The 22,207-nt window shown below is 72.2% G+C and carries 18 protein-coding genes; 8 read left to right on the top strand and 10 right to left on the bottom strand.

All coding sequences use genetic code 11. The annotated features are described in order from the left end of the window. Positions 1-363: 363 nt before the first annotated feature. From ABIA32_RS17005 to pgi, 3 genes are all read left to right on the top strand, one after another. Positions 364-999: a response regulator gene (locus ABIA32_RS17005; RefSeq protein WP_370095901.1), complete on the top strand. Its 636-nt coding sequence runs from the start codon at positions 364-366 to the stop codon at positions 997-999. Further along, the gene (locus ABIA32_RS17010) at positions 996-2,210 is read left to right on the top strand and encodes a sensor histidine kinase (protein WP_370095903.1); all 1,215 of its coding nucleotides are present in this window, start codon (positions 996-998) and stop codon (positions 2,208-2,210) included. Before ABIA32_RS17005 ends, ABIA32_RS17010 begins: the two co-directional genes overlap by 4 nt. A gap of 232 nt (positions 2,211-2,442) precedes the next feature. After that, on the top strand, positions 2,443-4,089 hold the full coding sequence (pgi, locus tag ABIA32_RS17015) for a glucose-6-phosphate isomerase (RefSeq protein WP_370095905.1): 1,647 nt from the start codon (positions 2,443-2,445) through the stop codon (positions 4,087-4,089). A 16-nt stretch (positions 4,090-4,105) separates the two neighbouring features. Here the strand turns inward: pgi and ABIA32_RS17020 are convergent, their stop codons facing one another. Beyond that, positions 4,106-4,882 carry an SDR family NAD(P)-dependent oxidoreductase gene (locus ABIA32_RS17020; protein WP_370095907.1) on the bottom strand — a complete coding sequence of 259 codons (777 nt, stop codon included), beginning with the start codon at positions 4,880-4,882 and terminating at the stop codon, positions 4,106-4,108. A gap of 118 nt (positions 4,883-5,000) precedes the next feature. Between ABIA32_RS17020 and ABIA32_RS17025 the strand changes: the two genes are divergently transcribed. Beyond that, positions 5,001-5,849, top strand: coding sequence for a thioesterase family protein (locus ABIA32_RS17025; RefSeq protein ID WP_370095909.1), 849 nt, complete (start codon positions 5,001-5,003; stop codon positions 5,847-5,849). Positions 5,850-6,028: 179 nt separating this feature from the next. Here ABIA32_RS17025 and ABIA32_RS17030 read toward each other — a convergent pair whose 3' ends face one another. Then, positions 6,029-6,520: an N-acetyltransferase family protein gene (locus ABIA32_RS17030; RefSeq protein WP_370096173.1), complete on the bottom strand. Its 492-nt coding sequence runs from the start codon at positions 6,518-6,520 to the stop codon at positions 6,029-6,031. A gap of 137 nt (positions 6,521-6,657) precedes the next feature. On the opposite strand from ABIA32_RS17030, the gene ABIA32_RS17035 reads away from it, so the two are divergent. Further along, positions 6,658-9,126 carry a Tex family protein gene (locus tag ABIA32_RS17035; protein ID WP_370095911.1) on the top strand — a complete coding sequence of 823 codons (2,469 nt, stop codon included), beginning with the start codon at positions 6,658-6,660 and terminating at the stop codon, positions 9,124-9,126. 167 nt (positions 9,127-9,293) lie between these two features. Here ABIA32_RS17035 and ABIA32_RS17040 read toward each other — a convergent pair whose 3' ends face one another. Both ABIA32_RS17040 and ABIA32_RS17045 read right to left on the bottom strand, forming a co-directional pair. Next, positions 9,294-10,934: a glycoside hydrolase family 13 protein gene (locus ABIA32_RS17040; RefSeq protein WP_370095913.1), complete on the bottom strand. Its 1,641-nt coding sequence runs from the start codon at positions 10,932-10,934 to the stop codon at positions 9,294-9,296. 94 nt (positions 10,935-11,028) lie between these two features. Then, the gene (locus ABIA32_RS17045; RefSeq protein WP_370095915.1) at positions 11,029-11,499 is read right to left on the bottom strand and encodes an Lrp/AsnC family transcriptional regulator; all 471 of its coding nucleotides are present in this window, start codon (positions 11,497-11,499) and stop codon (positions 11,029-11,031) included. 116 nt (positions 11,500-11,615) lie between these two features. Here ABIA32_RS17045 and ABIA32_RS17050 point away from each other — a divergent pair, with 116 nt between their 5' ends. Then, on the top strand, positions 11,616-12,539 hold the full coding sequence (locus ABIA32_RS17050; protein WP_370095917.1) for an SMP-30/gluconolactonase/LRE family protein: 924 nt from the start codon (positions 11,616-11,618) through the stop codon (positions 12,537-12,539). Between the two features lie 10 nt (positions 12,540-12,549). On the opposite strand, the gene ABIA32_RS17055 is transcribed toward ABIA32_RS17050, so the two are convergent. Further along, positions 12,550-12,975, bottom strand: coding sequence for a hypothetical protein (locus ABIA32_RS17055; RefSeq protein ID WP_370095919.1), 426 nt, complete (start codon positions 12,973-12,975; stop codon positions 12,550-12,552). Positions 12,976-13,040: 65 nt separating this feature from the next. Between ABIA32_RS17055 and ABIA32_RS17060 the strand changes: the two genes are divergently transcribed. Continuing rightward, on the top strand, positions 13,041-13,661 hold the full coding sequence (locus ABIA32_RS17060) for a TetR/AcrR family transcriptional regulator (RefSeq protein WP_370095921.1): 621 nt from the start codon (positions 13,041-13,043) through the stop codon (positions 13,659-13,661). A 15-nt stretch (positions 13,662-13,676) separates the two neighbouring features. Here ABIA32_RS17060 and ABIA32_RS17065 read toward each other — a convergent pair whose 3' ends face one another. From ABIA32_RS17065 to ABIA32_RS17085, 5 genes are all read right to left on the bottom strand, one after another. Further along, the gene (locus ABIA32_RS17065; RefSeq protein ID WP_370095923.1) at positions 13,677-13,991 is read right to left on the bottom strand and encodes a hypothetical protein; all 315 of its coding nucleotides are present in this window, start codon (positions 13,989-13,991) and stop codon (positions 13,677-13,679) included. A 133-nt stretch (positions 13,992-14,124) separates the two neighbouring features. Further along, on the bottom strand, positions 14,125-17,742 hold the full coding sequence (locus tag ABIA32_RS17070) for an AAA family ATPase (protein WP_370095925.1): 3,618 nt from the start codon (positions 17,740-17,742) through the stop codon (positions 14,125-14,127). After that, positions 17,742-18,923, bottom strand: coding sequence for an exonuclease SbcCD subunit D (locus ABIA32_RS17075; protein ID WP_370095927.1), 1,182 nt, complete (start codon positions 18,921-18,923; stop codon positions 17,742-17,744). Before ABIA32_RS17075 ends, ABIA32_RS17070 begins: the two co-directional genes overlap by 1 nt. 123 nt (positions 18,924-19,046) lie before the next feature. Further along, positions 19,047-19,427 carry a hypothetical protein gene (locus tag ABIA32_RS17080; protein WP_370095929.1) on the bottom strand — a complete coding sequence of 127 codons (381 nt, stop codon included), beginning with the start codon at positions 19,425-19,427 and terminating at the stop codon, positions 19,047-19,049. Between the two features lie 173 nt (positions 19,428-19,600). Next, positions 19,601-21,157, bottom strand: coding sequence for an MFS transporter (locus ABIA32_RS17085; protein WP_370095931.1), 1,557 nt, complete (start codon positions 21,155-21,157; stop codon positions 19,601-19,603). A 155-nt stretch (positions 21,158-21,312) separates the two neighbouring features. Here ABIA32_RS17085 and ABIA32_RS17090 point away from each other — a divergent pair, with 155 nt between their 5' ends. Continuing rightward, positions 21,313-22,185: a hypothetical protein gene (locus ABIA32_RS17090; protein ID WP_370095933.1), complete on the top strand. Its 873-nt coding sequence runs from the start codon at positions 21,313-21,315 to the stop codon at positions 22,183-22,185. Positions 22,186-22,207: the final 22 nt, after the last annotated feature.

Consider the following 22,207-nt stretch of genomic DNA (forward strand, 5'->3'; position numbering starts at 1 on the left):
ATAAATCGGGCATATCAAACTATGCGAGCCAAAGGGCTGAAAATCGGGAAGGCGCGGCCTGATCGGAAATTTCGGGCAGGGTGCGCGGATGCGACACTGGCGCGACCCCGTCTCGGGTGGTCGGGCACCCCCCCGTAGTGCCCGCCACCTGGCACGTTGCCGTGCAGTGCCGTAATCATGGTCGTGCTCGAACCGGATTCGTCACCCCCGGACGGAGGTCTTCAAACCACCGATCGGGGGTTCGATTTTCATAAGATTGAGCCCTGAGGTACGGTCGCGCGGGGTTCTATCGGCGCAGGTAGGAACACACAGGTAGGAAACGGGCACGTGGTTCCAACACAAGCGAGCGGTCCTATTCGGGCCATGATCGTCGACGACGAGGCGCTGATCCGTTCGGGTCTGGCGATGATCCTGGGCAGTGCGGACGACATCCACGTCGTCGGCACCTGTTCGGGCGTCGAGGCGGTCGCCGAGGTGCGCCGACACCAACCGCACGTCGTACTCCTCGACATCCGGATGCCGGACGTCGACGGCCTCACCCTGCTGCGCCGCATCCGCGAGCTGCCGGACGCGCCCTACGTGGCCATGCTCACCACCTTCGACACGGACGAGTACCTGGACCAGGCGCTGCGCCTGGGCGCCAGCGGCTTCCTGCTCAAGGACACCGAGCCGGACGTGCTCGCCCGCTCCGTGCGCGCGGTCGCCACCGGCGCCGGCTGCCTGTCGACGCCGGTGCTGCGCCGTCTGGGCCAGTCGCGCCGCCTCGCCGGCCACCCGGCCGCGCAGGCGGTCGAGACCCTGACGGAACGCGAGCGCCAGGTGCTCGGCTTCCTCGGCCACGGCCTCTCCAACGTCGAGATCGGCGCCCGGATGCATCTGGGCGCGGCCACGGTGAAGGACTACGTCAGCGCCGTGCTGACCAAGCTGAATGTCACCAACCGGATCCAGGCGGCGGTGCTGGCCGAGCGGGCGGGGCTGCTCGAGGAGAGCGAGCTTTGAAACGCCGGCTGAGGATCTGGGCCGCCGAGCTCTGCGCACGGGTCAAGGCCCACGTGATGCGGTGGCCCCGATGGCTCCGGCTCAGCCTGATCACGCTCGTGCTGGTCGCCGCCGCGTTCCTGGACGCGGGACTGAACTACCCGGGGAAGAAGGACTGGACCTTCTGGGCCTCGATGCTCGCCTGCGTCGTGCTGTTCGGCTGCTGGCGCTTCCCCCGGCTGGTGCTTCTGCTGACCCTGCCCGGCCTCTACGCGGGCACCGCGCTGGTCGCCTCGATGGTCGCCCTCTACGCGGTGGCCCGCTCGCGGCGGGTCCAGTGGCAGGCGTGGCTGGCGGCGGCGGTCGTCGGCGTGGGGCTCTATCTGCCCTGGCCGATCAGCAAGGTGTTGACGGAGTCGGCGAGCGACCACATCCAACGCGCGATCTACGCGGTCATGCTGTCGATCGGCCCCGCCGCACTGGCCCTGCTGGTGCTGACGCGCGAGGCACTCTCGGCCCGGATCGTCGAGCTGGCCACGCTGCGTGACCACGAGCGGGAACTGCACGCCCAGACGGTCATCGCCCGCGAGCGGGCCCGGATCGCCAGGGAGATGCACGACGTGGTCTCCCACCAGGCCGGTCTGATCGCCGTTCAGGCGGGCGCGCTCCAGGTCACCGCGAAGGACCCGAGCGTGCGGGAGACGGCCGGCACGCTGCGGGGGCTCGCGGTGGCCACGCTGGAGGAGCTGCGCAGCATGATCCTGGTGCTGCGGGCCGCAGGCGCGGGCCCGACGGAGCTGGCCCCGCAGCCGCGCCTGTCGGATCTGCCGCGCCTGGTCGCGGAGTCGGAGGCGAGCGCGGAACTGGAGATCGCCGGAGACGAACCGGTCGCCTCGCTCCCGCTGCTGCCGGAACCGATCGAACGCGCCGCGTACCGGACGGTCCAGGAGGCGCTGACCAATGCCCGCAAGCACGCGCCGGGGGCGCGGACGCTGGTCCGGCTGGAGCTCCGCGACGACTGCCTGCGGGTGGCGGTCACGAACGGCCCCCCGGAGATCGCGTCGCTGCCGGGCGAGGCGCCGAGCTGGGACCCCCTGCCCGGCGGCGGCCACGGCATCGTCGGCCTCCGCGAACGCGCGGCGCTGCTGGGCGGCACGCTGGCCGCGGGGCCGACGGCGGACGGCGGCTTCAAAGTCCGCCTGAGCCTGCCGCTGAACGGTACGTCGCACTGACCTTGGGGGTGCGAGGCTCTGCTTGATTCACTGCGTGCGCGAGAAACCACCCTGTGCGGATGGCCCTGCGCGATCGGTGTTCTACCTGCGTGGGTGGCTTGTCGCGCAGTTCCTCGCGCCCCTGATGGTGCAACCTGGCCGCTTGCGAACGTGTCCCGTCGAGAACGCATAGGCTCGTCCGTGACGAGACGGTCCGTGAGGGCGGGCCGGTGTCTTGGATGGAGTGCACGCAATGTCCCAGGGAAACCGTCTGGACCAGCTGCCCGTGTGGGCGGAGCTCGAGGCTCATCGGGCCGAGTTGGGGGAGACGCACCTGCGTTCGCTGTTCGCCGAGGATCCCAAGCGCGGTGAGTCCTTCACCCTGAGCGTGGGCGATCTGCACATCGACTACTCCAAGCACCTGGTGACGGATCGCACGCTGGACCTACTGCGCGAGCTCGCCGCCGTCCGTGACGTCGCGTCGCTCCGCGACGCCATGTTCCGGGGCGAGAAGATCAACATCACCGAGGGCCGTGCCGTCCTGCACACCGCGCTGCGCGCCCCGCGCGACGCCGTGATCGAGGTGGACGGCGTCAACGTCGTCCCCGAGGTGCACGCCGTGCTCGACAAGATGGCCGGCTTCGCGCGTCGCGTCCGCTCGGGGGAGTGGACCGGTCACACCGGCAAGCGGATCCGTAACATCGTCAACATCGGCATCGGCGGCTCCGACCTCGGCCCGGCCATGGCCTACGAGGTGCTGCGCAGCTTCGCCGACCGCGACCTGACGGTGCGTTTCGTCTCCAACGTCGACGGCGCCGACCTGCACGAGGCCGTGCGTGACCTCGACCCCGCCGAGACGCTGTTCATCGTCGCCTCGAAGACCTTCACCACCATCGAGACCGTCACCAACGCCACCAGCGCCCGCAACTGGCTGCTCACCGGGCTGCGCGCCGACAGCAGCGCCGTCGCCAAGCACTTCGTCGCGCTGTCGACCAACGCCGACGAGGTCGCCAAGTTCGGGATCGACGTCGCGAACATGTTCGAGTTCTGGGACTGGGTCGGCGGGCGCTACTCCTACGACTCGGCCATCGGCCTCTCCCTCATGATCGCCATCGGCCCGGACGCCTTCGGCGAGATGCTGGACGGCTTCCGTCTGGTCGACGAGCACTTCCGCACCGCGCCGCCGGAGCAGAACGTGCCGCTGCTGCTCGGCCTGCTCGGGGTCTGGTACGGGGCGTTCTTCGACGCGCAGGCGCACGCCGTGCTGCCGTACTCGCACTACCTGTCCAAGTTCACCGCCTACCTGCAGCAGCTGGACATGGAGTCCAACGGCAAGAGCGTGCAGCGCGACGGGCAGCCGGTGGAGTGGCAGACCGGCCCGGTCGTCTGGGGCACGCCCGGCACCAACGGCCAGCACGCGTACTACCAGTTGCTGCACCAGGGCACGAAGGTGATCCCGGCCGACTTGATCGGCTTCGCCCGCCCGGTCGCCGATCTTGCGCCCGGCCTGGTCGCGCAGCACGACCTGCTGATGGCCAACCTCTTCGCGCAGGGTCAGGCCCTCGCCTTCGGCAAGACGCCGGACGAGGTGCGCGCCGAGGGCGTCGCCGAGGAGCTGGTGCCGCACAAGACCTTCAAGGGCAACCACCCCACCACCACCATCCTGGCCACGGAGCTCACGCCCTCCGTGCTCGGCCAGCTGGTGGCGCTCTACGAGCACAAGGTCTTCGTCCAGGGCGCGATCTGGAACATCGACTCCTTCGACCAGTGGGGCGTGGAGCTCGGCAAGGTGCTCGCCCGCCGCATCGAGCCCGCGCTGGTCGACGGCACCGGCCTGGACGCGATGGACTCGTCCACCGCAACGCTGGCCACCCGCTACCGCGAGCTGCGCGGGCGGTAGCACCGGCCACGGCGAGTCACCAGGGCATCGCCACGCCGCCGTTGGGACGCAGGATCTGGCCGGTCACGAACCGGGCGGCATCGCTGACCAGGTAGTGGACGGCGTAGGCGATGTCCTCGGGCTCGCCGATCAGCCCGAGCGGCGACATTCGCCTGAGCGGCTTCTCGGCGGCGGCACGGGCGTCCTCGTCCACGCTGCCGTCGGGGAGCAGGTAGTGACGCGCGGTCATCGCGGTGCGCACAAGTCCGGGTGCCACCGCGTTGACCCGCACGCCGTAGCGGCCGACCTCGGCGGCGAGGTTCTTGGTCAGCTGCACGACGGCGGCCTTGGAGACCGAGTAGCTCATGATCTCGGGCGTCGCGCTGTCCACCGCGCCGGAAGCGGTGTTGACGATCGCCCCGCTGCCCTGCGCGCACATGATCCGGGCGGCGGCCTGGCAGGCGTGGAAGGTGCCCTTGAAGTTCACCGCCAGGACGGCGTCCAGATCCTCCTCCGGCACGTCGACGACGAGCCCGGTTCGGATGATCCCGGCGATGTTGCAGAGGATGTCCAGTCGGCCGAGCCCTTCGGCGGTGCTCTCGATCAGCCGGAAGACGGCCGCGCGGTCCGAGACGTCGACGGCGGCGGGGATGCCGTCGAACTCCCTGGCCGTGGCCTTCGCGGCGATGTCGTCGACGTCCGCGCAGACGACCCGCGCGCCCGCTTCGGCCAGCACCCGGGCGGTGGCCCGCCCGATGCCGCTGCCCGCGCCCGTCACGATGGCGACCCGTCCGTCCAGCGCATAAGGAAGCATGGCAGCCGTGGTAGCAGAACTGCCTTGACGTTGGAAGCGAGAATGTAGTTAGCTACTGATCAGTAACTTTTTTCAGTACTTTTTAGAACGTGCGTGTGCTTCGGCAGGGAGTGGCAGCGTGACCGGAACCAGTTCGGCCTCGGAGTTCGACCGTGGCACCGCCGTGGTCCGTCGCCAGGGCACCTCCGGGGTCTTCGACGCCGAGCTCGACGCGGGCTGGCAGATCGGCGGCGGCATCAACGGTGGCCTGCTGCTCGCGCTCGCCGGCCGCGCCCTGTCCGAGCACCTCGGCGAGGCGGCCGGGCACCCGTACCCCATCTCGATCAGCGGCTACTACCTCTCCGCCTCCCGCTCCGGCCCGGCCGAGCTCCGGGTGGACACGGTCCGCACCGGGCGCACCCTCTCCACCGGCAGCGCCTCCCTGCTGCAGACGACCGAGGACGGCCGCAGCGTGGAGCGGCTGCGCGTGCTGGCCGCGTACGGCGACCTGAGCCTCGCCGACGAGGACGTCCGCACCAGCGCGAAGCCGCCGCAGCTGCCGCCGGTCGAGGAGTGCATCAGCACGGAGTTGGCCCCGCCGGAGTTCCTCGCCTCGGCGAACCTGCTGCGCCGCCTCGACCTGCGCCTCGACCCGGCCTCCGTAGGCTGGGCCCTCGGCAAGCCCTCCGGCGAGGGCCGCATCCAGGGCTGGCTCCGCCTGGCCGACGGCCGCGAGCCCGACCCGCTCATGCTCCTCTTCGCCGTCGACGCGCTCCCCCCGGTCACCTTCGACCTCGGCCTCTACGGCTGGACCCCGACCGTCGAACTCACCGTCCACGTCCGCGCGGTTCCCGCGCCCGGCTGGCTGCGGATCGTGCACTCGACGCGCAACCTGGCCGGCGGCTTCCTGGAGGAGGACTGCGAGGTCTGGGACTCCACCGACCGCCTCGTCGCCCAGTCCCGCCAACTCGCCGTCGTCCCGCGCTGAGCTGACGCACGGACGGCCGGTTGCGCTCTCCTGGGGGCGCGGGGCTCTGCTTGATTCACTGCGTGCGCGGCAAGCCACCCACGCAGGTAGAGCCCCGAACGCGCAGGGCCATCCGCACGCCGGTGGTTTCTCGCGCACGCAGTTCATCGAGCAGAGCCTCGCGCCCCTGGGCAGTGCAACTACAGCTTTCGCCACATGATGTGCAGCCCGACATAGCCGAGCGTCGGGTGCAGGAAGCCCTCGGGCAGCGTCGTCATGATCTCGAAGCCGAGCGACTGCCACAGCGCCACGGCCCGCACGTTGCTCTCCACCACCGCGTTGAACTGCATCGCCCGGTAGCCCTCGGCGCGGGCCCAGTCCAGGACGTACTCGCCGAGTGCCCGGCCCACGCCCTTGCCCGCGTGGGCGGGGTCGACCATGAAGCTCGCGCTCGCGATGTGCGAGGCGCCGCCCATGTGGTTCGGGTTCATCTTCGCCGTGCCCAGCACCGTTGCGCCGTCGTCGTCCACCGCGACGACCGTGCGGCTGGGGGCGCTGAGCATCCACATCGCGCGGGCCGTCGGCTCGTCGAGGTCGCGCGGGTAGGTGTAGGTCTCGCCGGCGGCGACGATCTCCTGGAGGAACGGCCGGATGGACGCCCAGTCGGCGTCGGTGGCCTCGCGGATCTGCATCATCCGATCATTCCAAGCCGTGACGGCCGGGGCGAGTGGATTGCCGCGACCCGCCCGGCGGCGGGGTGGTTTTCCTCTCCGTCCCGACCGGGACAGAATGCTGGGGGAAGTCCCCAGCGAGAGAGCGGTAACCAAGAGTGACCCTGTCGATTCAGCAGACCATCGCCGAGGAGCTCGGCGTCCGTCCTGCACAGGTGCAGTCCGCCGTGGAGCTGCTCGACGGAGGGGCGACCGTCCCCTTCATCGCCCGGTACCGCAAGGAGGCCACGGACTCCCTCGACGACGCCCAGCTGCGCACCCTGGAGGAGCGCCTGCGCTACCTGCGCGAGCTGGAGGAGCGCCGCGCCGCGATCCTGGAGTCCATCCGCAGCCAGGGCAAGCTCGACGAGGCCCTCGAGGCGCAGATCCGCGCCGCCGACTCCAAGGCCCGGCTGGAGGACATCTACCTCCCCTACAAGCCCAAGCGCCGGACCAAGGCCCAGATCGCCCGCGAGAACGGCCTCGAGCCGCTCGCCGACGTCCTGCTCGCCGACCCGACGCGCGACCCGCAGACCGAGGCCGCCGGATTCCTGGGCGAGAATGTCGCCGACGCCGCCGCCGCGCTCGATGGCGCCCGCTCCATCCTGGTCGAGCGCTTCGGCGAGGACGCCGACCTGATCGGCGAGCTGCGCGAGCGCATGTGGGGACGGGGCCGCCTCGCCGCGAAGGTCCGCGACGGCAAGGAGCAGGACGGCGCGAAGTTCGCCGACTACTTCGACTTCGCCGAGCCCTACGTCAAGCTCCCCTCCCACCGCGTGCTGGCCATGCTGCGCGGCGAGAAGGAGGACGTGCTCGAACTGACGATGGAGCCCTACGCCGACGAGGCCGACGCGGAGGCCCCCGGCGGCTACGAGGCCAGGATCGCCAACCGCTTCGAGATCGCCGAGCGCGGCCGCCCGGCCGACAAGTGGCTGCTGGACACCGTCCGCTGGGCCTGGCGCACCCGGATCCAGGTCCACCTCGGCATCGACCTGCGGCTGCGGCTGCGCACCGAGGCCGAGGACGAGGCGGTTCGCGTCTTCGCCGCCAACCTGCGCGACCTTCTGCTCGCCGCCCCCGCCGGCACCCGTGCCACCCTGGGCCTGGACCCGGGCTTCCGCACAGGTGTCAAGGTCGCGGTCGTCGACGCGACCGGCAAGGTCGTCGCGCACGACACGATCCACCCGCACGTGCCCGCCAACAAGTGGGATCAGTCGATCGCGACCCTGGCCAAGCTCTGCGCCGCGCACCAGGTCGACCTGATCGCCATCGGCAACGGCACCGCCTCCCGCGAGACGGACAAGCTGGCGCTGGACCTGATCAAGCGTCACCCGGAGCTGAAGCTCACCAAGGCCGTCGTCTCGGAGGCCGGGGCCTCGGTCTACTCCGCCTCCGCCTACGCCTCGCAGGAACTGCCGGAGCTCAACGTCTCCATCCGCGGCGCCGTCTCGATCGCGCGCCGACTGCAGGACCCGCTGGCCGAGCTCGTGAAGATCGACCCCAAGTCGATCGGCGTCGGCCAGTACCAGCACGACATCTCCGAGACCAAGCTGTCGCGCTCGCTCGACGCGGTGGTCGAGGACTGTGTGAACGGCGTCGGCGTCGACGTCAACACGGCCTCCGCGCCGCTGCTGACCCGCGTCTCCGGCATCGGTGCGGGCCTGGCCGACAACATCGTCGCGCACCGCGACGCCAACGGCCCCTTCCGCAGCCGCAAGGAGCTCAAGGGCGTGGCGCGGCTCGGTCCGAAGGCTTTCGAGCAGTGCGCGGGCTTCCTGCGCGTCCCCGGGGGCGAGGACCCGCTGGACGCCTCCGGCGTCCACCCGGAGGCCTATCCGGTCGTCCGCCGGATCCTGGCGGCCACCGGCGGCGACCTGAAGGCGCTGATCGGCGACGGCGCGAAGCTGCGCACGCTGCGGCCGTCCGAATTCGCCGACGACACCTTCGGCGTGCCGACGGTGGTCGACATCCTCGGCGAGCTGGAGAAGCCCGGCCGCGACCCGCGTCCGGCCTTCCGCACCGCGGAGTTCAAGGAGGGCGTCGAGAAGCTGGGCGACCTCACCCCCGGCATGATCCTCGAGGGCACGGTCACGAACGTGGCCGCGTTCGGCGCCTTCGTCGACATCGGTGTCCACCAGGACGGCCTGGTCCACGTCTCGGCGCTGTCCAAGAATTTCGTCAAGGACCCGCGCGAGGTGGTGAAGTCCGGCGACATCGTCCGGGTGAAGGTGCTGGAGGTGGACATCCCGCGCAAGCGCATCTCGCTGACGCTGCGTCTGGACGACGAGGCCCAGGCGGGCGGCGGCGGTGGCGGCGGCCGCAGCGATCGGGGCGAGCGGGGTGAACGTGGCGAGCGCGGTCCGCGTCGCGAGCGTCCGCAGGGGCAGGGGCAGGGGCAGGGGCAGGGTCAGGGCGAGGGCCAGCGCCAGAGGCAGGGACAGGCACAGAACCAGACCCAGGGCCAGAGCCAGGGAGGCGGGCGGCCGCAGCGCGGTGACCGGCGGACCCCCGCGCCGCGTGACGGTGGCGGCAGCCTGGCCAACAGCGCCATGGCCGACGCGCTGCGCCGCGCGGGCCTGGCGAAGTAGCCGGGCCGCCCGGCGGACATGGGTGGGACCGTCAACTTTGCCAGCGATCGATGGCTCATTGATCCCTGGTGCCGATTTGGCAGGTTGACGGTCCAACAGCTCATAGGATGAATGCAGAGGCCCCTCCCGTCCCCCCGTGCGGTAGGGGCCTCATTGCGCGGCGGCCGCTATCCCTCCCCGGCGGCACGCAGCCAGACCGCCGCGTCCGACGGCAGCTTGCCGTCGGCGAGCGGCTCGCTGGCCAGCAGCACCGCCTCGTGCGGCGGCAGCGGGACGGGCGCGGCGCTCAGATTGACGACGCAGCGGAAGCTGCCCGGACGGGTGAAGTCCAGCACGGCAGGGGCGACGACGCCGTCCTGCCAGTCCATCGGCCCGTCGCCGAGGCCGCCCTCCTGGCGGCGGAGTCGCAGCGCGGCCCGATAGAACTCCAGGTGCGAATCCGGGTCCCCGCTCTGCGCGGCCACGCTCAGCGCCTGCCACGCGTCCGGCTGCACGTCCAGCCAGGGCGCGGCGGACGCCCGCTCCGGGCTGAACCCGAAGGGCTGCTCGGCCCCGGCCCAGGGCAGCGGCACCCGGCAGCCATCCCGCCCCCGGTCGACGCCGCCGCTGCGCAGCCAGGTCGGATCCTGGCGCAGGTGGTCGGGGATGTCCTCGACCTCCCACAGCCCGAGCTCGTCGCCCTGGTACACGTACGTGCTGCCCGGCAGCGCCAGCGTCAGCAGCGCTGCGGCGCGGGCCCGGCGGGTGCCGAGGGGGAGGTCGACCGGCAGTCCGTGCCGCGCCGCGCGGTCGAAGTCGTAGGAGGTGTCGGCGCGGCCGTACCGGGTGACGTGCCGGGTGGTGTCGTGGTTGGACAGCACCCAGGTCGCGGGCGCGCCGACCAGCGCGTGCGCGGCGAGCGTCGCGTCGATGACCGAGCGGAGCGCGTCCGCGTCCCAGGGGGAGCGCAGCAGCGGGAAGTTGAAGGCCGTGTGCAGCTCGTCGGCGCGGAGGTAGCGGGCGAAGCGCTGCGGGTCCTCCTCCCACAGCTCCGCGACGAAGGTGCGCTCGCCGGTGTACTCGTCGAGCAGCGCCCGCCAGGAGCGGTAGATGTCGTGCACGCCCTCCTGGTCCCGCCACGGGTGGGGTGTGTGGTGGTGGCCGGCCGTGTCGGGCAGGCCGTCCTCCTTGACGAGATGGTCCGTCACGTCGATCCGGAAGCCGTCGACGCCCAGGTCCAGCCAGAAGCGGAGGACGGAGAGGAACTCCGCCCGCACCTCCGGGTGCTCCCAGTTCCAGTCCGGCTGCTCGGGCGCGAACATGTGCAGGTACCAGGCTCCGTCGGCGGTCTGCTGCCAGGCGGGTCCGCCGAAGTGCGACTGCCAGTCGTTGGGCGGCAGTTCGCCCTGCGGGCCGCGTCCGGCCCGGAAGTGGAACAGCTCCCGCTCCGGCGCGCCGGGCCCGGCGGTGAGCGCGGCCTGGAACCACGGGTGCTGTTCGGAACAGTGGTTGGGCACGAGATCGACGATGACCCGCAGCCCCAGCGCATGCGCGTCCCCGATCAGTGCGGCGGCCTCGTCCAGCGTCCCGAAGGCGGGATCGACGTCCCGGTAGTCAGCGACGTCGTAGCCGCCGTCGGCCAACGGCGAGACGTACCACGGCGACAGCCACAGCGCGTCCACGCCGAGCCCGGCCAGATGCCCGAGCCTGGCCCGAAGCCCGGCGATGTCACCGGTCCCGTCCCCGTTCCCGTCGGCGAAACTGCGCGGATAGACCTGGTAGATGACGGCGCTGCGCCACCATGGGGTGTTCTCCTCGGTACTGGTCACGCCGTCCACCATGCCTCACGCCGGCGCCGCGCAAAATCCCCTAGCGTCTTCGTCCCAGAGGCCGAGAACCCCTCGCCACCCATCCCGTGCTGAGTCAGTCCGCCTCGGCGGCAAGGGTCGAGGCGGCCGGGTTGGGCGGGCGGTCGAAGAAGGTTTCCAGGACGACGACCGTCGAGGTGCTGGTCACTCCCTCGACGGCGTGGATCTGCCGCAGCACGCTCTGCAACTCCTCCGTGCGGGCGGTGCGGACCTTGAGCAGGAGCGAGGCGGGGCCGGCGACGATGTGGGCCTCCTCGACCGCGGGGAGTGCCAGCAGGGCCTCCTTGGTGGGCGGGTCGCCCATCCAGGCGTTGGAGTCGACCAGCACGTGCGCCAGCACGCCGAGCCCGAGCGCGGCCGGGTCGACCTCGATCGTGGTTCGGCGGATCACCCCGCGCTCGCGCAGCTTGCGGACCCGCTCGTGCGCCGCGCCGGCGGAGAGGCCGACGGCCTTGCCGAGTGCCGCGTAGGACTGTGTGGCGTCCGCCAGCAGCAGGGCGAGAAGTCCGCGGTCGATGTCATCCATGCATGTCACCCTCCGATGGTTCGGTTATTGCGCATGATCAGCATATCTGGTTCTGTACTCATCGAGCTCAGCAAGATGTCATTCAGTCAATGCGCTGCTGTTGGAGGTTCGCTGTCATGGAACCGCTCTACCCCGATCCGTGTGAGGTCCTCGACCCCCGATTCCGCTTCAAGGGCGACATGAGGCTCGAACAGCTCCATGAGGGATCCCGCTGGGCGGAGGGGCCGGTCTACGTTCCCGCCGGACGGTACCTGCTCTGGAGCGACATACCCAACGACCGGATCCTGCGCTGGGACGAGACGACCGGCGCCGTCGGCGTCTTCCGCAGCCCCGCCGGTCACCCCAACGGCCATGCGCTGGACGCCGCCGGGCGCCTCGTCAGCTGCGAGCAGGGCGCCCGCCGGATCACCCGCACCGAGCACGACGGCTCCGTCACCGTGCTCGCCGAGCGCTATCGGGGCAAGCGGCTCAACAGCCCGAACGACCTGGTGATCGCCGACGATGGCGCGATCTGGTTCACCGACCCGACCTACGGGATCAAGAGCGACTACGAGGGCGTCCAGGCCGAGAGCGAACTCGGCGTCCGCAACCTCTACCGGCTCGAGCCGGTGTCGGGCGAGTGTGCCGTCATGGCGGACGGCTTCACCCAGCCCACCGGGATCGGCTTCGCGCCGGACGGAAGCCGCCTCTACGTCGCCGATTCCGGCGCGAACCACCTGCTCGCGTTCGACGTCAAGGACGACGGCACGCTCGGCTCGGGCGAGGTGTTCGCCTCCGCGGACGCCGTGCCGCGCGTCCACTTCGACAGCCTGGACATTGACACCGACGGTCGGATCTGGCTCGCTGTCGGCGCCGGCGTGCGCTGCTACGACCCGGACGGCACGCTCCTGGGCCGCATCCTCACCCCGGAGTCCGCCTCCCACGTCACCTTCGGCGGCCCGAAGCGCAACCGCCTCTTCATCACCGCCTCGACCTCGCTCTACGCGATCACGCTGACGGTGACCGGCCGCTCGCGCCCCTATGACACGACGGGCGAGTGAGCCTGCGTGGCTATGCCTCGGCGCCCGCCGTGATGGCCGCTACCAGGTCCGCATCGGTGTAGGCCCGGCCGCCGATGCCCCAGGCTCCGTCGGGGGCGTTGAGGATGTTGACCCAGGTGTCCTCCCTGCGGTGGCCGGGAACGGTCAGCGCGTCGACGATGTCGGTCGCGGCGGCGACGAAGGCGGCACGCGCCTCGATCGTGCCCAGGCCGAGGTGCGGGAGCTTGAGCTCCACCATGACCAGCGGGCGGTTCTCGCCGCCGGCGTAGATGTTCTCGGGTGCGAGCAGGTGCACGCTGCCGCCGACGACGGACGCGAAGAAGGCGTTGCCCTTGAGGCCGCTGACCTCGATGAGCGCGTCCGTGAGCTGCGGCAGGATCGCACGCTCTCCGGCAGCGGTGAGCACGTCGCGCGGGGCGGTGACGGTGATGGGCATGGGAGTCCCCTCGGGTTCGTAGCTAGTACGTACGTCCTAGCTGGCTGGCTCCAGCCTCCGCTAGGATGGCCGTACTAGTCAAGGTCCGGCAGGGCATCGAAGGGAGCCGCATGGCGGGCGACACTCGGGGGCGGATGATCGAGGCGACCGTCGCCGCGCTGCAGCAGCGCGGCGTCGCCGGGATGTCGTTCACCGAGATCCTGAAGGAGAGCGGCGCCGCCCGTGGCGCGATCTACCATCACTTTCCCGGCGGCAAGGCCCAGTTGGTCGCCGAGGCGGCGGCCCGTAACGGTCTCGATGTCCGCGATCGCTTGGACGCGCTGCCGACCGACAGCCCACAGGCCGTCGTCGAGGCCTTCCTTGCCCTGGTGCGCCCCGTCGTCGCGGCCTCGGCCTCCGGTGGCGGCTGTGCGGTGGCGGCGGTCACCGTCGCTTCGGGGGAGTCCGCGGAGAACACCGCCCTGCGGGAGGTCGCGGCAACCGCCTTCGTCTCCTGGACCGAGGCTCTCACCACCCGCCTCACCCTCGCCGGCCTCGCCCCGTCCGAAGCGGCGGACCTGGCCACGACGCTGCTCACCCTGCTCGAAGGCGCCCACGTCCTCTGCCGCGCCTCCGGCTCGCTCGCCCCCTTCGACCAGGCCGCCCGCACGGCGACGCGCCTCACCGGGGACCTCCGCCCCGCGTAGCCGCGCCGCGCGACGTCATGGACCGGGCGGCAACTCGCTGTCAGAGCCTGTCGTGGCCGTCGAGCTGGTGAGTTGCGGAGCGTAGAGGGTGGCCAGGGGTTCCGGGCCGGCGTAGCGGCGGCAGCGGCACTGTTCGCGGGGCGTGTCCTTGGGGCGGTCCTCGGGGTCGCCGTCCGACTTGTTCCGCTTGACCTCGGCGTAGCAGCGGCCGTCGTGGAGGTCGTGGTAGGCGAGGTGGTGCCCGCAGCCGCAGATGGGCTCAGGGCCGGCGAGGGCGCGTTGCTGCTCCTCGCGGCGCTCCTTCGAGAGGCGGCGGAACCTGTCGATCACACTGTTCACGGCATACCCGCCGGCGACAACGACTATCGCGATCTCGGTCCCGTCCAAGGCCCCCGCCCCCGTCCTGCCGAACTCCCCGTCGGCGCACGACGATACGCAACGGGGAGAGCTTCGTACCAGGATGCTACGTCGCGGTCTGGCTCAGCCTCGAGCCGGAACGGCCCTTGCGGACGTGGAGCTGGTTCGGGACACGATCGCGCAGCTCTCCGACGTGACTGACGATGCCGACCGCGCGGTCGCGCTCGCGGAGGGAGTCGAGGACGGACATGACCTCCTCCAGCGCGTCCGCGTCCAGTGAACCGAAGCCCTCGTCGACGAACAGGGTGTCCAGCGGCATGCCGCCCGCCTCGTCCGTCACCACGTCCGCCAGCCCCAGCGCGAGCGCGAGCGAGGCGAAGAAGCTCTCGCCGCCGGAGAGCGTCGACGTGTCGCGGTACTGGCCCGTCCACGCGTCCAGGACCTGAAGGCCCAGCCCGGAACGGGTGTTGCCACGGGCGCGTGCGTCCGTGTGCTCGAGCGTGTAGCGGCCGTGGGACATCGCCGAGAGGCGCAGAGCCGCCGAGGCGGCGACCTGTTCCAGGCGGGCCGCGAGGACGTAGTTCTCCAGCGACATGCGCAGTTCGTTGCTGCGGCTGGTGCCGGCCACGAGCTGGGCGAGTTCCGTCGCCGTGGCCAGCTTCTCCGCGTAGGGACGGAGCCGGTGAACGTCACCGGTGAGGTGCTCGCCGAGGCGGGCGAGGTCCGTGACCCGGCGGGAGGCGGAGTCGCGGGCCGAGTGCGCGGCCAGCCAGACTCGCTCCGCCGCCTCGGCCGCCGCGCGGGCGGAGGCCGGGTCGACCGGCGGCAACGCGGCCGCGGCGGCGAGCTCTTCGTCCTCGACCTCAACGCGGGCGCGATCGAGGGCGGACGCGTACTGCTCGGCCGCAGCGCGGAGCGACTGCGTCTCGGCCGCGGTGAGCGCGGCCGACGCGGCGTCGGCGAGGTCGGTGAAGCCGGCCACCTCGCACTCGCGCTCGGCCGCTGCGCGGGCCGCCGCTTCGGCCTCCGCAGCCGCCTGCTCCGCGCGGACGGCGTCCGCCGCGCGGCCCAGCGCGTCGGCCTCGGCCGACAGCACGGCGAGGCGGGCAGCGACGGAAGGCGCCCCGGCGCGCGCTTCGGCCAGCCGGGCGTCAAGGGAGTCGCCTTCGGCTGCCAGGCGCGCCAGCGCCTCCTCGCTCGCCCCGGCCCGCGTGCGTGCGTCCGCCGCGGCGACACTGCGCCGCTCGTGCTCGCGTTCCAACTGGTCGAGCTGCCGGACGGCCGTCACGCCCGCCGCTTCGGCGCGCTCTGCCTCCGCGTGCGCGGCGCGCAGCGTCTCCGCCTCGCGCCGCAGATCCGCGAGCGCGTGGCTGCCCGCGAGGGCCGCGGCTGCGGCGAACTCGGCCGCCAGCGGGCCCAGTTCCCCCTCGGCGGCCCCGGCGCGGCGCTCCGCCTCGCGGTAGCGGGCCTCGGCGGCGCGTTCCGCCTCCGGGGTGACCTGGTCGGGCGCGGCCTCGGCGGGACGCGGATGCTCCGTCGCACCGCAGACCGCGCAGGGCGTGCCGGCGGCCAGCTGGGCCGCGAGCTCGGCGGCCATGCCCTCGATGCGGCGCTGCTTGAGCTCCAGCCAGGCCTCGTGCGCGTCGGCGGCGCGGGCGCGCAGCGCGAGGTGGGTTTCGCGGGCGTAGGCGAGCCTGGCCTCCAGCGCGTCCCGCCGCTGCCCGGCCGTGTCGCGCTCCTCGGCGGCGCGCAGCCGTTCGGCCAGCGCCTCCCGCCGCGCGGCCGCGCCCCGCGCGACCTCGGCGGCCTGCTGTGCACGGGACCTGAGCACCGGCCACTCGACGTCGAGCCAGGCCGCGGCGTCGTCCCGCTCCTCCTCGGCGGCGGCCCGCCGACGCTCCTGCTGCGTCTGCTCGCGCAGGACGGCGTCGAAGCGCCGCTCCGCGTCGAGCAGCGTCCGCAGCTCGCCGACCCGGCCCAGCACCTCGCGCTCGGCCGCGCGAAAGTCGCCGGACGAGGGGACGACTGTGACTGGGCCCGCACCCGCGGGGAGACGACGAGGATCAGCGCCTCCCGGACCTGCGCCAGGGCCGGGCCCGGCGTGGGTGGTTGCCGCCTGTGCGCGGAGCGGTGTTGCTGCCGGGTCGAGGGTCGGCGCCCCCGCCGAGCCCGGGGCCGGGGTGGTCCCGTTCGGGCTCAGCGGCGGTAGGCCGTCGCCTGGACCTTGCGCCGGACCTTGCGCAGCGCGGAGCGCCGCGGAGCCCGGGGCCGGGTTGGTGTCGTCCGGGCTCAGTGGCAGGGTGTCGGCGGGGCGACGTTCCGGGGGCAGGGCCGTGACCGCGTGCTGGCGTGCGGCGCGTGCCTGGGAGCGGGCCCGCTGGGCCTCCGTCAGTTGCCGCAGCAGCGGGGCGACTGTGGCCGCGCGTTCCGCGCGGGCCAGGCGGAGCCGACGCTCCTGCTGCATCGGCTCCTGCGCGGCCAGCGCGGCGACGGTCTCGACCGCGCGGCGGTGGCGCTGCCGCCGCTCGAACAGACCCGCGACCGCCCGTGCGTGCTCGGCCGCCTGCACGTGGCGCTCGTCGGCAAGGGCGGCGCGGATCTCGGCGACCTCACGCCGCAGCGCCGCGCGCTCGCGCAGTATCGCTGCCCAGACCAGCGCCGACCCGCCGTCCGTGGGCGTCTCCCACGACGGCTCGGCCGCCCAGCCGTCCGGCGTCCCGGGCACGGCCCCGTCCCACCCGTTGCCGTCGTGGTCCGGGCCTGCCTCTGCACCAGTGGCCGGGCGAGCTTCCGGCCGAGCTTCTGGCCGAGCCTCCTGCTGGGTCGCGGGTCGGGCCGCCGTCGCCGTCGCTGGCGTTCCGTTGACGCCGAGCGCGTGCCATGAGCCCTGCGGCCGGGAGCCGGGGGAGACGGGCACGCGGCTCTCCGCCGTCGCAGCCGTCGCAGCCGTCGCATCCCTCGCATCCCTCGCATCCATCGCGTCCCTCGCGCTCGCGCGGGACTGGCCCGCGCGCAGCGCGTCGAGTGCCTCGCCGGCCGCGGCCTGGTCCTCGCCCGCCGCCTCGCGCAGGCGCTCCACCCAGGCGCCGATGTCCGCCTGAACGGCCTGGGCCTCCTTCTCACAGCGCTGCCGATGCTCCGTCAGCCAGGCCTCCACCTCGCTGAAGCGCCGCGTGTCGAAGAGCCGCCCGAGCAGCTCGCGTCGCTCCTGCGCGCCGGCCTGGAGGAAGCGGGCGAAATCGCCCTGGGGCAGCAGTACGACCTGGGTGAACTGGTCACGGCTCATGCCGATCAGTTCGTGCAGCTCCGCGCCGATCTCCTGGTGCGAGCCGCTGCGCGCGCGCCACTCGTCGGAGTCCGCCGACCACTCGCTGAGCAGCGTCTGGGCCTTCTCGAGCGTGCTGCCCTCGCCGCGACGCTTGGGGCGGCGCTGTTCCGGGCGGCGCACGATCAGCAACCGGCGGCCGCCGAGGGTGAGTTCCAGCTCGACCTCGGTGAGCAGCTGCGCGTCCGCGTGGTCGCTGCGCAGGCTGCGGGCGCGGCCGCGGCTGCCGGGAACCGAGCCGTAGAGGGCGAAGCAGACGGCGTCCAGGACGCTGGTCTTGCCCGCGCCCGTGGGCCCGGAGAGCAGGAAGAGGCCCCCCGCCGCGAGGGCGTCGAAATCGACCACCTCCTGCCCGGCGAACGGACCGAACGCCGTGACCGTGAGCCGGTGCAGCCGCATCAGCCCTCGCCCCCCGCTGCCGACGCCGCCGTCAACGCCGCCGCCTCGACCGCTGCGACCAGCAGTGCGGACTCCGCCGTCGACGCCGCCGCGCCCCGCACGTGCCGGACGAAGCCGAGTGCGACCGCGCCGTCGTCGCGTCCGCGGACCCGTTCGCCGTAGGAGGCGAGGCTGTCCTCCTCCCGGCCCTCCGGCTCGAAGGAGAGCTGGAGTGTGTGCGGGAAGCGGCGACGCAGCTGCTCCATCGCCTGCACCGGACGGGCCGCGTCCGTCAGCGTGGCCTGCACCCAGCAGTCCTCCGCCGTGTCGTAGGCGGGCGAGGAGAGCAGCTCGGCGAGCTCGCCCCGGAGCCGGACCAGCCGGCGCGGGACCGGGCAGTCGATCCGGGCGGCCGTCAGCTCACCGGCGGGGCCGAGAGCGACGAGCCACATCGACTTGCGGTGGTCCGCCTCGGAGAAGGAGTAGGCCAGCGGTGAGCCGCTGTAGCGGACGCGTTCGGCGATCGTCTGGCAGCCGTGCAGATGCCCGAGGGCCGCGTAGTCGACCCCGTCGAAGACGGCGGCAGGGACGCTCGGCACGCCGCCGACCGCGATGTCCCGCTCGCTGTCGCTCGCCTCGCCGCCGACGACGAAGGCGTGCGCGAGCACGACCGACCGCAGCGCTCCGCCCTCGGAGGCCGCGCGGCGCTCCGCGAGATCCGCGCGCACGGCGTCCATCGCCGCGCCCAGCACGGCCACGTGGCTGACCTGGTCCGCGCCGACCCGCGCGCGCACCAGTGACGGCTCCAGATACGGAAGCCCGTAGACCGCGACCTCGCCGTGCTCGTCGGCCAGCAGGACCGGCTCCGCGACCGCGTCCGGATCCGTGCGCAGATGCACGCCCGCGCGCGCGATCAGCCCGGCGCCGATGCCGAGCCGCTGCGCGCTGTCGTGGTTGCCGCTGATCAGCACGACAGGGACGGCCAGCGCGGCCAACTTGTGCAGCACCTCGTCGAAGAGCTCGACCGCGCCGAGACTCGGCACCGCGCGGTCGTAGACGTCGCCGGCGACGAGCACGGCGTCCACGCGCTCCTCCTCGACCGTGCGCACCAGGTGGTCGAGGAAGGCACGCTGGGCGGGGAGCAGGTTCTCCCGGTGGAGCGACCTGCCCAGATGCCAGTCCGAGGTGTGCAAAATGCGCATAGCCCCCGACAGTAACGCCTGCCACTGACAGCACCCGACCGGACTGCCGTGCTCCGCCGTCTGCCGCGACCCCGCCTGCCGTTACTCGGCGCCCGTCACTTGTCGCCCGTCATTTGTCGCCCGTCACTTCTCGCGTAGTGCCTCCGCGAAGCCGGCCGCCACGGCGTGCTGGAGTCGCGCCGAGCGGGCGCGGGCGATCGGCCCGGACAGTGGTTCGGGCGGGGGGAAGTAGAGGATCAGGTAGGCGTCCATGACGCCGAGGGTCTGGGCCAGCGCGTCAGGCTCGTCGGAGTGGCAACGCACCAGCTCAGAGCCAACGGTGCGGGCCGGTCGGGGGTCGAAGCGGTCCTGGTGCAGGGCGTCGCGAAGCTGCTCGGCGAGCGGCGTGAGCAGCATGGTGAGCTGATCTCGCGTCAGTTCGCGGCGCGTGGCGGGGTAGAGCGCACGGCTCCAGATCGTGGCGAAGCTCCCGATGGCTGTGGGGACCTCTGGGATTGCTGACACGGGGGAGAGGCTACTCATCGGATGATCGTTCAGTAAGGGGCGGACGAAGGAATGTCGTGGCCACATCACCGATACGGGGTGAGGTAAGGACACGCCCGCCCGGACTCCGGTGCGGAACACCGGGGTCCGGGCGGGCGTGAAGGGCTGTCGCGGACCGGGAGTCCGGCTCGCGGTCAGCTCTTGGAGAGCGCCTCCACTGCGGGCGCCGCCTCCGCCGCGTCCGCGTCCGCCGTGCTGTCGGCGGGGGTGACCGCCGAGCCCGCCGCGCCTGCCGCGATCGGGGCGGTCAGCGGCTTGTGGTGCTTGCTCAGGCCGATCAGCGCGACCGGCACGGTCAGCAGCAGTGCGGCCATGCCGATCACGAAGCTCAGCGTGAACTGGCTCTGCTGCGGCAGCGGCGGGACGCCCGCCGGCAGCCCCTGGATCAGCTTCGACGCCAGCAGCGACGTGACGACCGCCGAGGCGATCGAGCTGCCGACCGACCGCGAGATGGAGTTGATGCCGTTCGCGATGCCGGTCTGCTGAAGCGGCACGCTGGCCGCGATCAGGGCGGGCATGGACGCGTAGCCGAAGGCGATCGAGGTGCCGGTGAGCAGTCCGGCCAGGATCACGCCGGTGCTGCTGCCGTGGGCGAAGGCCAGCCAGGCGAAGCCGGCCGCGCCGATGAGCGCGCCTAGCGCGAGCGTGGCGCGGGCGCTGATCCGGCGGACCAGGATGCCGCCGATCGGCGCCGCGACCAGTGCGATCAGCGAGCTGGGCAGCAGATACTCGACCGAGGCGCGCAGCACCGAGGCGGTGAAGCCGTAGCCGGTGAGCTGGCGCGGCATCTGGACCAGGTAGGAGATGCCGATGAACTGCGCGAAGGAGGCGAACCCGACGAAGAGTCCGGCCAGGTTGGTCATCGCGACCTGCCGGTGCACGAACATCCGCATGTCGACCAGCGGCGCCGCGACCTTCAGCTCGACCAGCACCCAGACGACGGCCATCACGGCCGAGCCGGCGAAGCAGCCCAGCGTGGCGTGGGAGGACCAGCCCCAGGTGTGGCCCTGGGAGATCGCGAGCAGCAGCAGGACCAGGACGCCGGCCAGGGCCAGCGCGCCGAGGAAGTCGATCCGCCCGCCGGTGGCGTGGCCCTTGTCCGGGACCAGGAAGACGGCGGCGATCAGCGCGACCAGGGAGAGGCCGGTCGAGACCCAGAACACCGAGTGGTAGTTCGGGTCGCTGCCCTGGGTGAGCAGCCCGGTGATCACCAGCGACAGGCCGGAACCGAAGGCGAGGGTGCTGCTGACCAGCGCCATCGCGCCGTGCAGCTTCTCGTGCGGGACCTGGTCGCGGATGATCGACAGGGCCAGCGGGAAGATCGCGGTGGCCGAGCCCTGCAGCACCCGGCCGATGATCAGCAGGGTCAGCGAGGTCGTCGTCGCGGCGAGCAGCGAGCCCGCGACCATGACGGCGAGCACGGCGACGAGGGTCTTCTTCTTGCCGTACTGGTCGCCGACGCGGCCCAGCAGCGGGGTGAAGACGGCAGCGGAGAGCAGAGTGGCTGTGGTCACCCAGCTGACGCCGGCGCTGCTGGCGTGCAGGTCGTGGGCGAGCAGCGACAGGATCGGGACGACCTGGGTCTGGGCCATGGAGACGACCATCGCCGCGAGGCCCAGGGCGAGGATCAGGGAGCTGCTGCCGCGTCGGGCGGTCGGCGCGACGGCGCTCGCGGACAGGGAGGTGCTCATGGAGCTGGGCCCTTCGGCTTGCTTCGGGATGGTTCGGATCTCAGATGGTTCGGGTGCGGTACTTCAGGCTGTGGATACTTGAGTACCTGAACTATCTCAGGAAACTTTAGGCAAGAAAGGTTTAGTTAGTCAACCTCTTCCCCTAGGCTGTCGCCGTGACGACGACTCGACCGTTCGACCTGCGCGCCGCGCGCGCCATGCGTGACGGCCTCGACCCCTATTACGCGCTGATCGTTTTCAGCCCGGCGGCCGTCGGCGTCTTCGCCGAGGCCGGCCTCGACCCCTGGGCGGCCTACTTCGCCGGACGCTCGGCGCCGCTGGGTGCCGCGTCCGAGGGCCTGGTGGAGGCGATCTTCTTCCACTTCGAGCCCGGCATGATCGCCGGAAAGATGGCGGAGGTCCGGGCCGCAGGCGGCCCTGACAAGCTGCTGGCCCTGCGCCTGGAGGCCGTGGACGCGGCCCTGCGGGAGTGCCTGGGCGCGTCCGTCGTCGGCTCCGCGGAGATCGCCGAGGCAGCGGAGCTCGCGGCGACCGCCGTCGGCGCGTGCACGGCCGCGGGCCGCCCGCTGGGCGCGGCGAACGCGGCGCTGCCGTTGCCCGACGCCCCGCACCTGCGGCTCTGGCAGGCGGTGACGACGCTGCGCGAGTGGCGCGGCGACGGACACAACGCCGCACTGCTGGCCTCCGGCCTGGACGCGGTCGAGGTCCTGGTCAACGCGGTGGCGGCGGGCCACGAGCGCCGCGCCAGCATCCAGCCGCGCCGCGGTTGGAGCGACGCGGAGTGGGAGGCGGCGGAGCGGCGCCTCCACGGCTGCCACCTGCTCACGGAGGACGGCGGCCTGACGCTCCGTGCGCGGGAGATCCGGGAGGAGATCGAGGACCTGACGGACCGCCTCGCCCTCGCGCCCTGGCAGACCCTGGGCCAGGACGGCACCCGCCGCCTGCACGAACTGGTGCTGCCCTGGAGCACGACGATCGCCGAACGCTTCCTCGGCAAGTTCCGCCCGGGGGCGTACCCGCTGCGCTGATCCGTCTGGAACCGCTGTCGAC

Source organism: Streptacidiphilus sp. MAP12-20, from assembly GCF_041262525.1.
In the GTDB taxonomy this organism is placed as follows: Bacteria; Actinomycetota; Actinomycetes; order Streptomycetales; family Streptomycetaceae; genus Streptacidiphilus.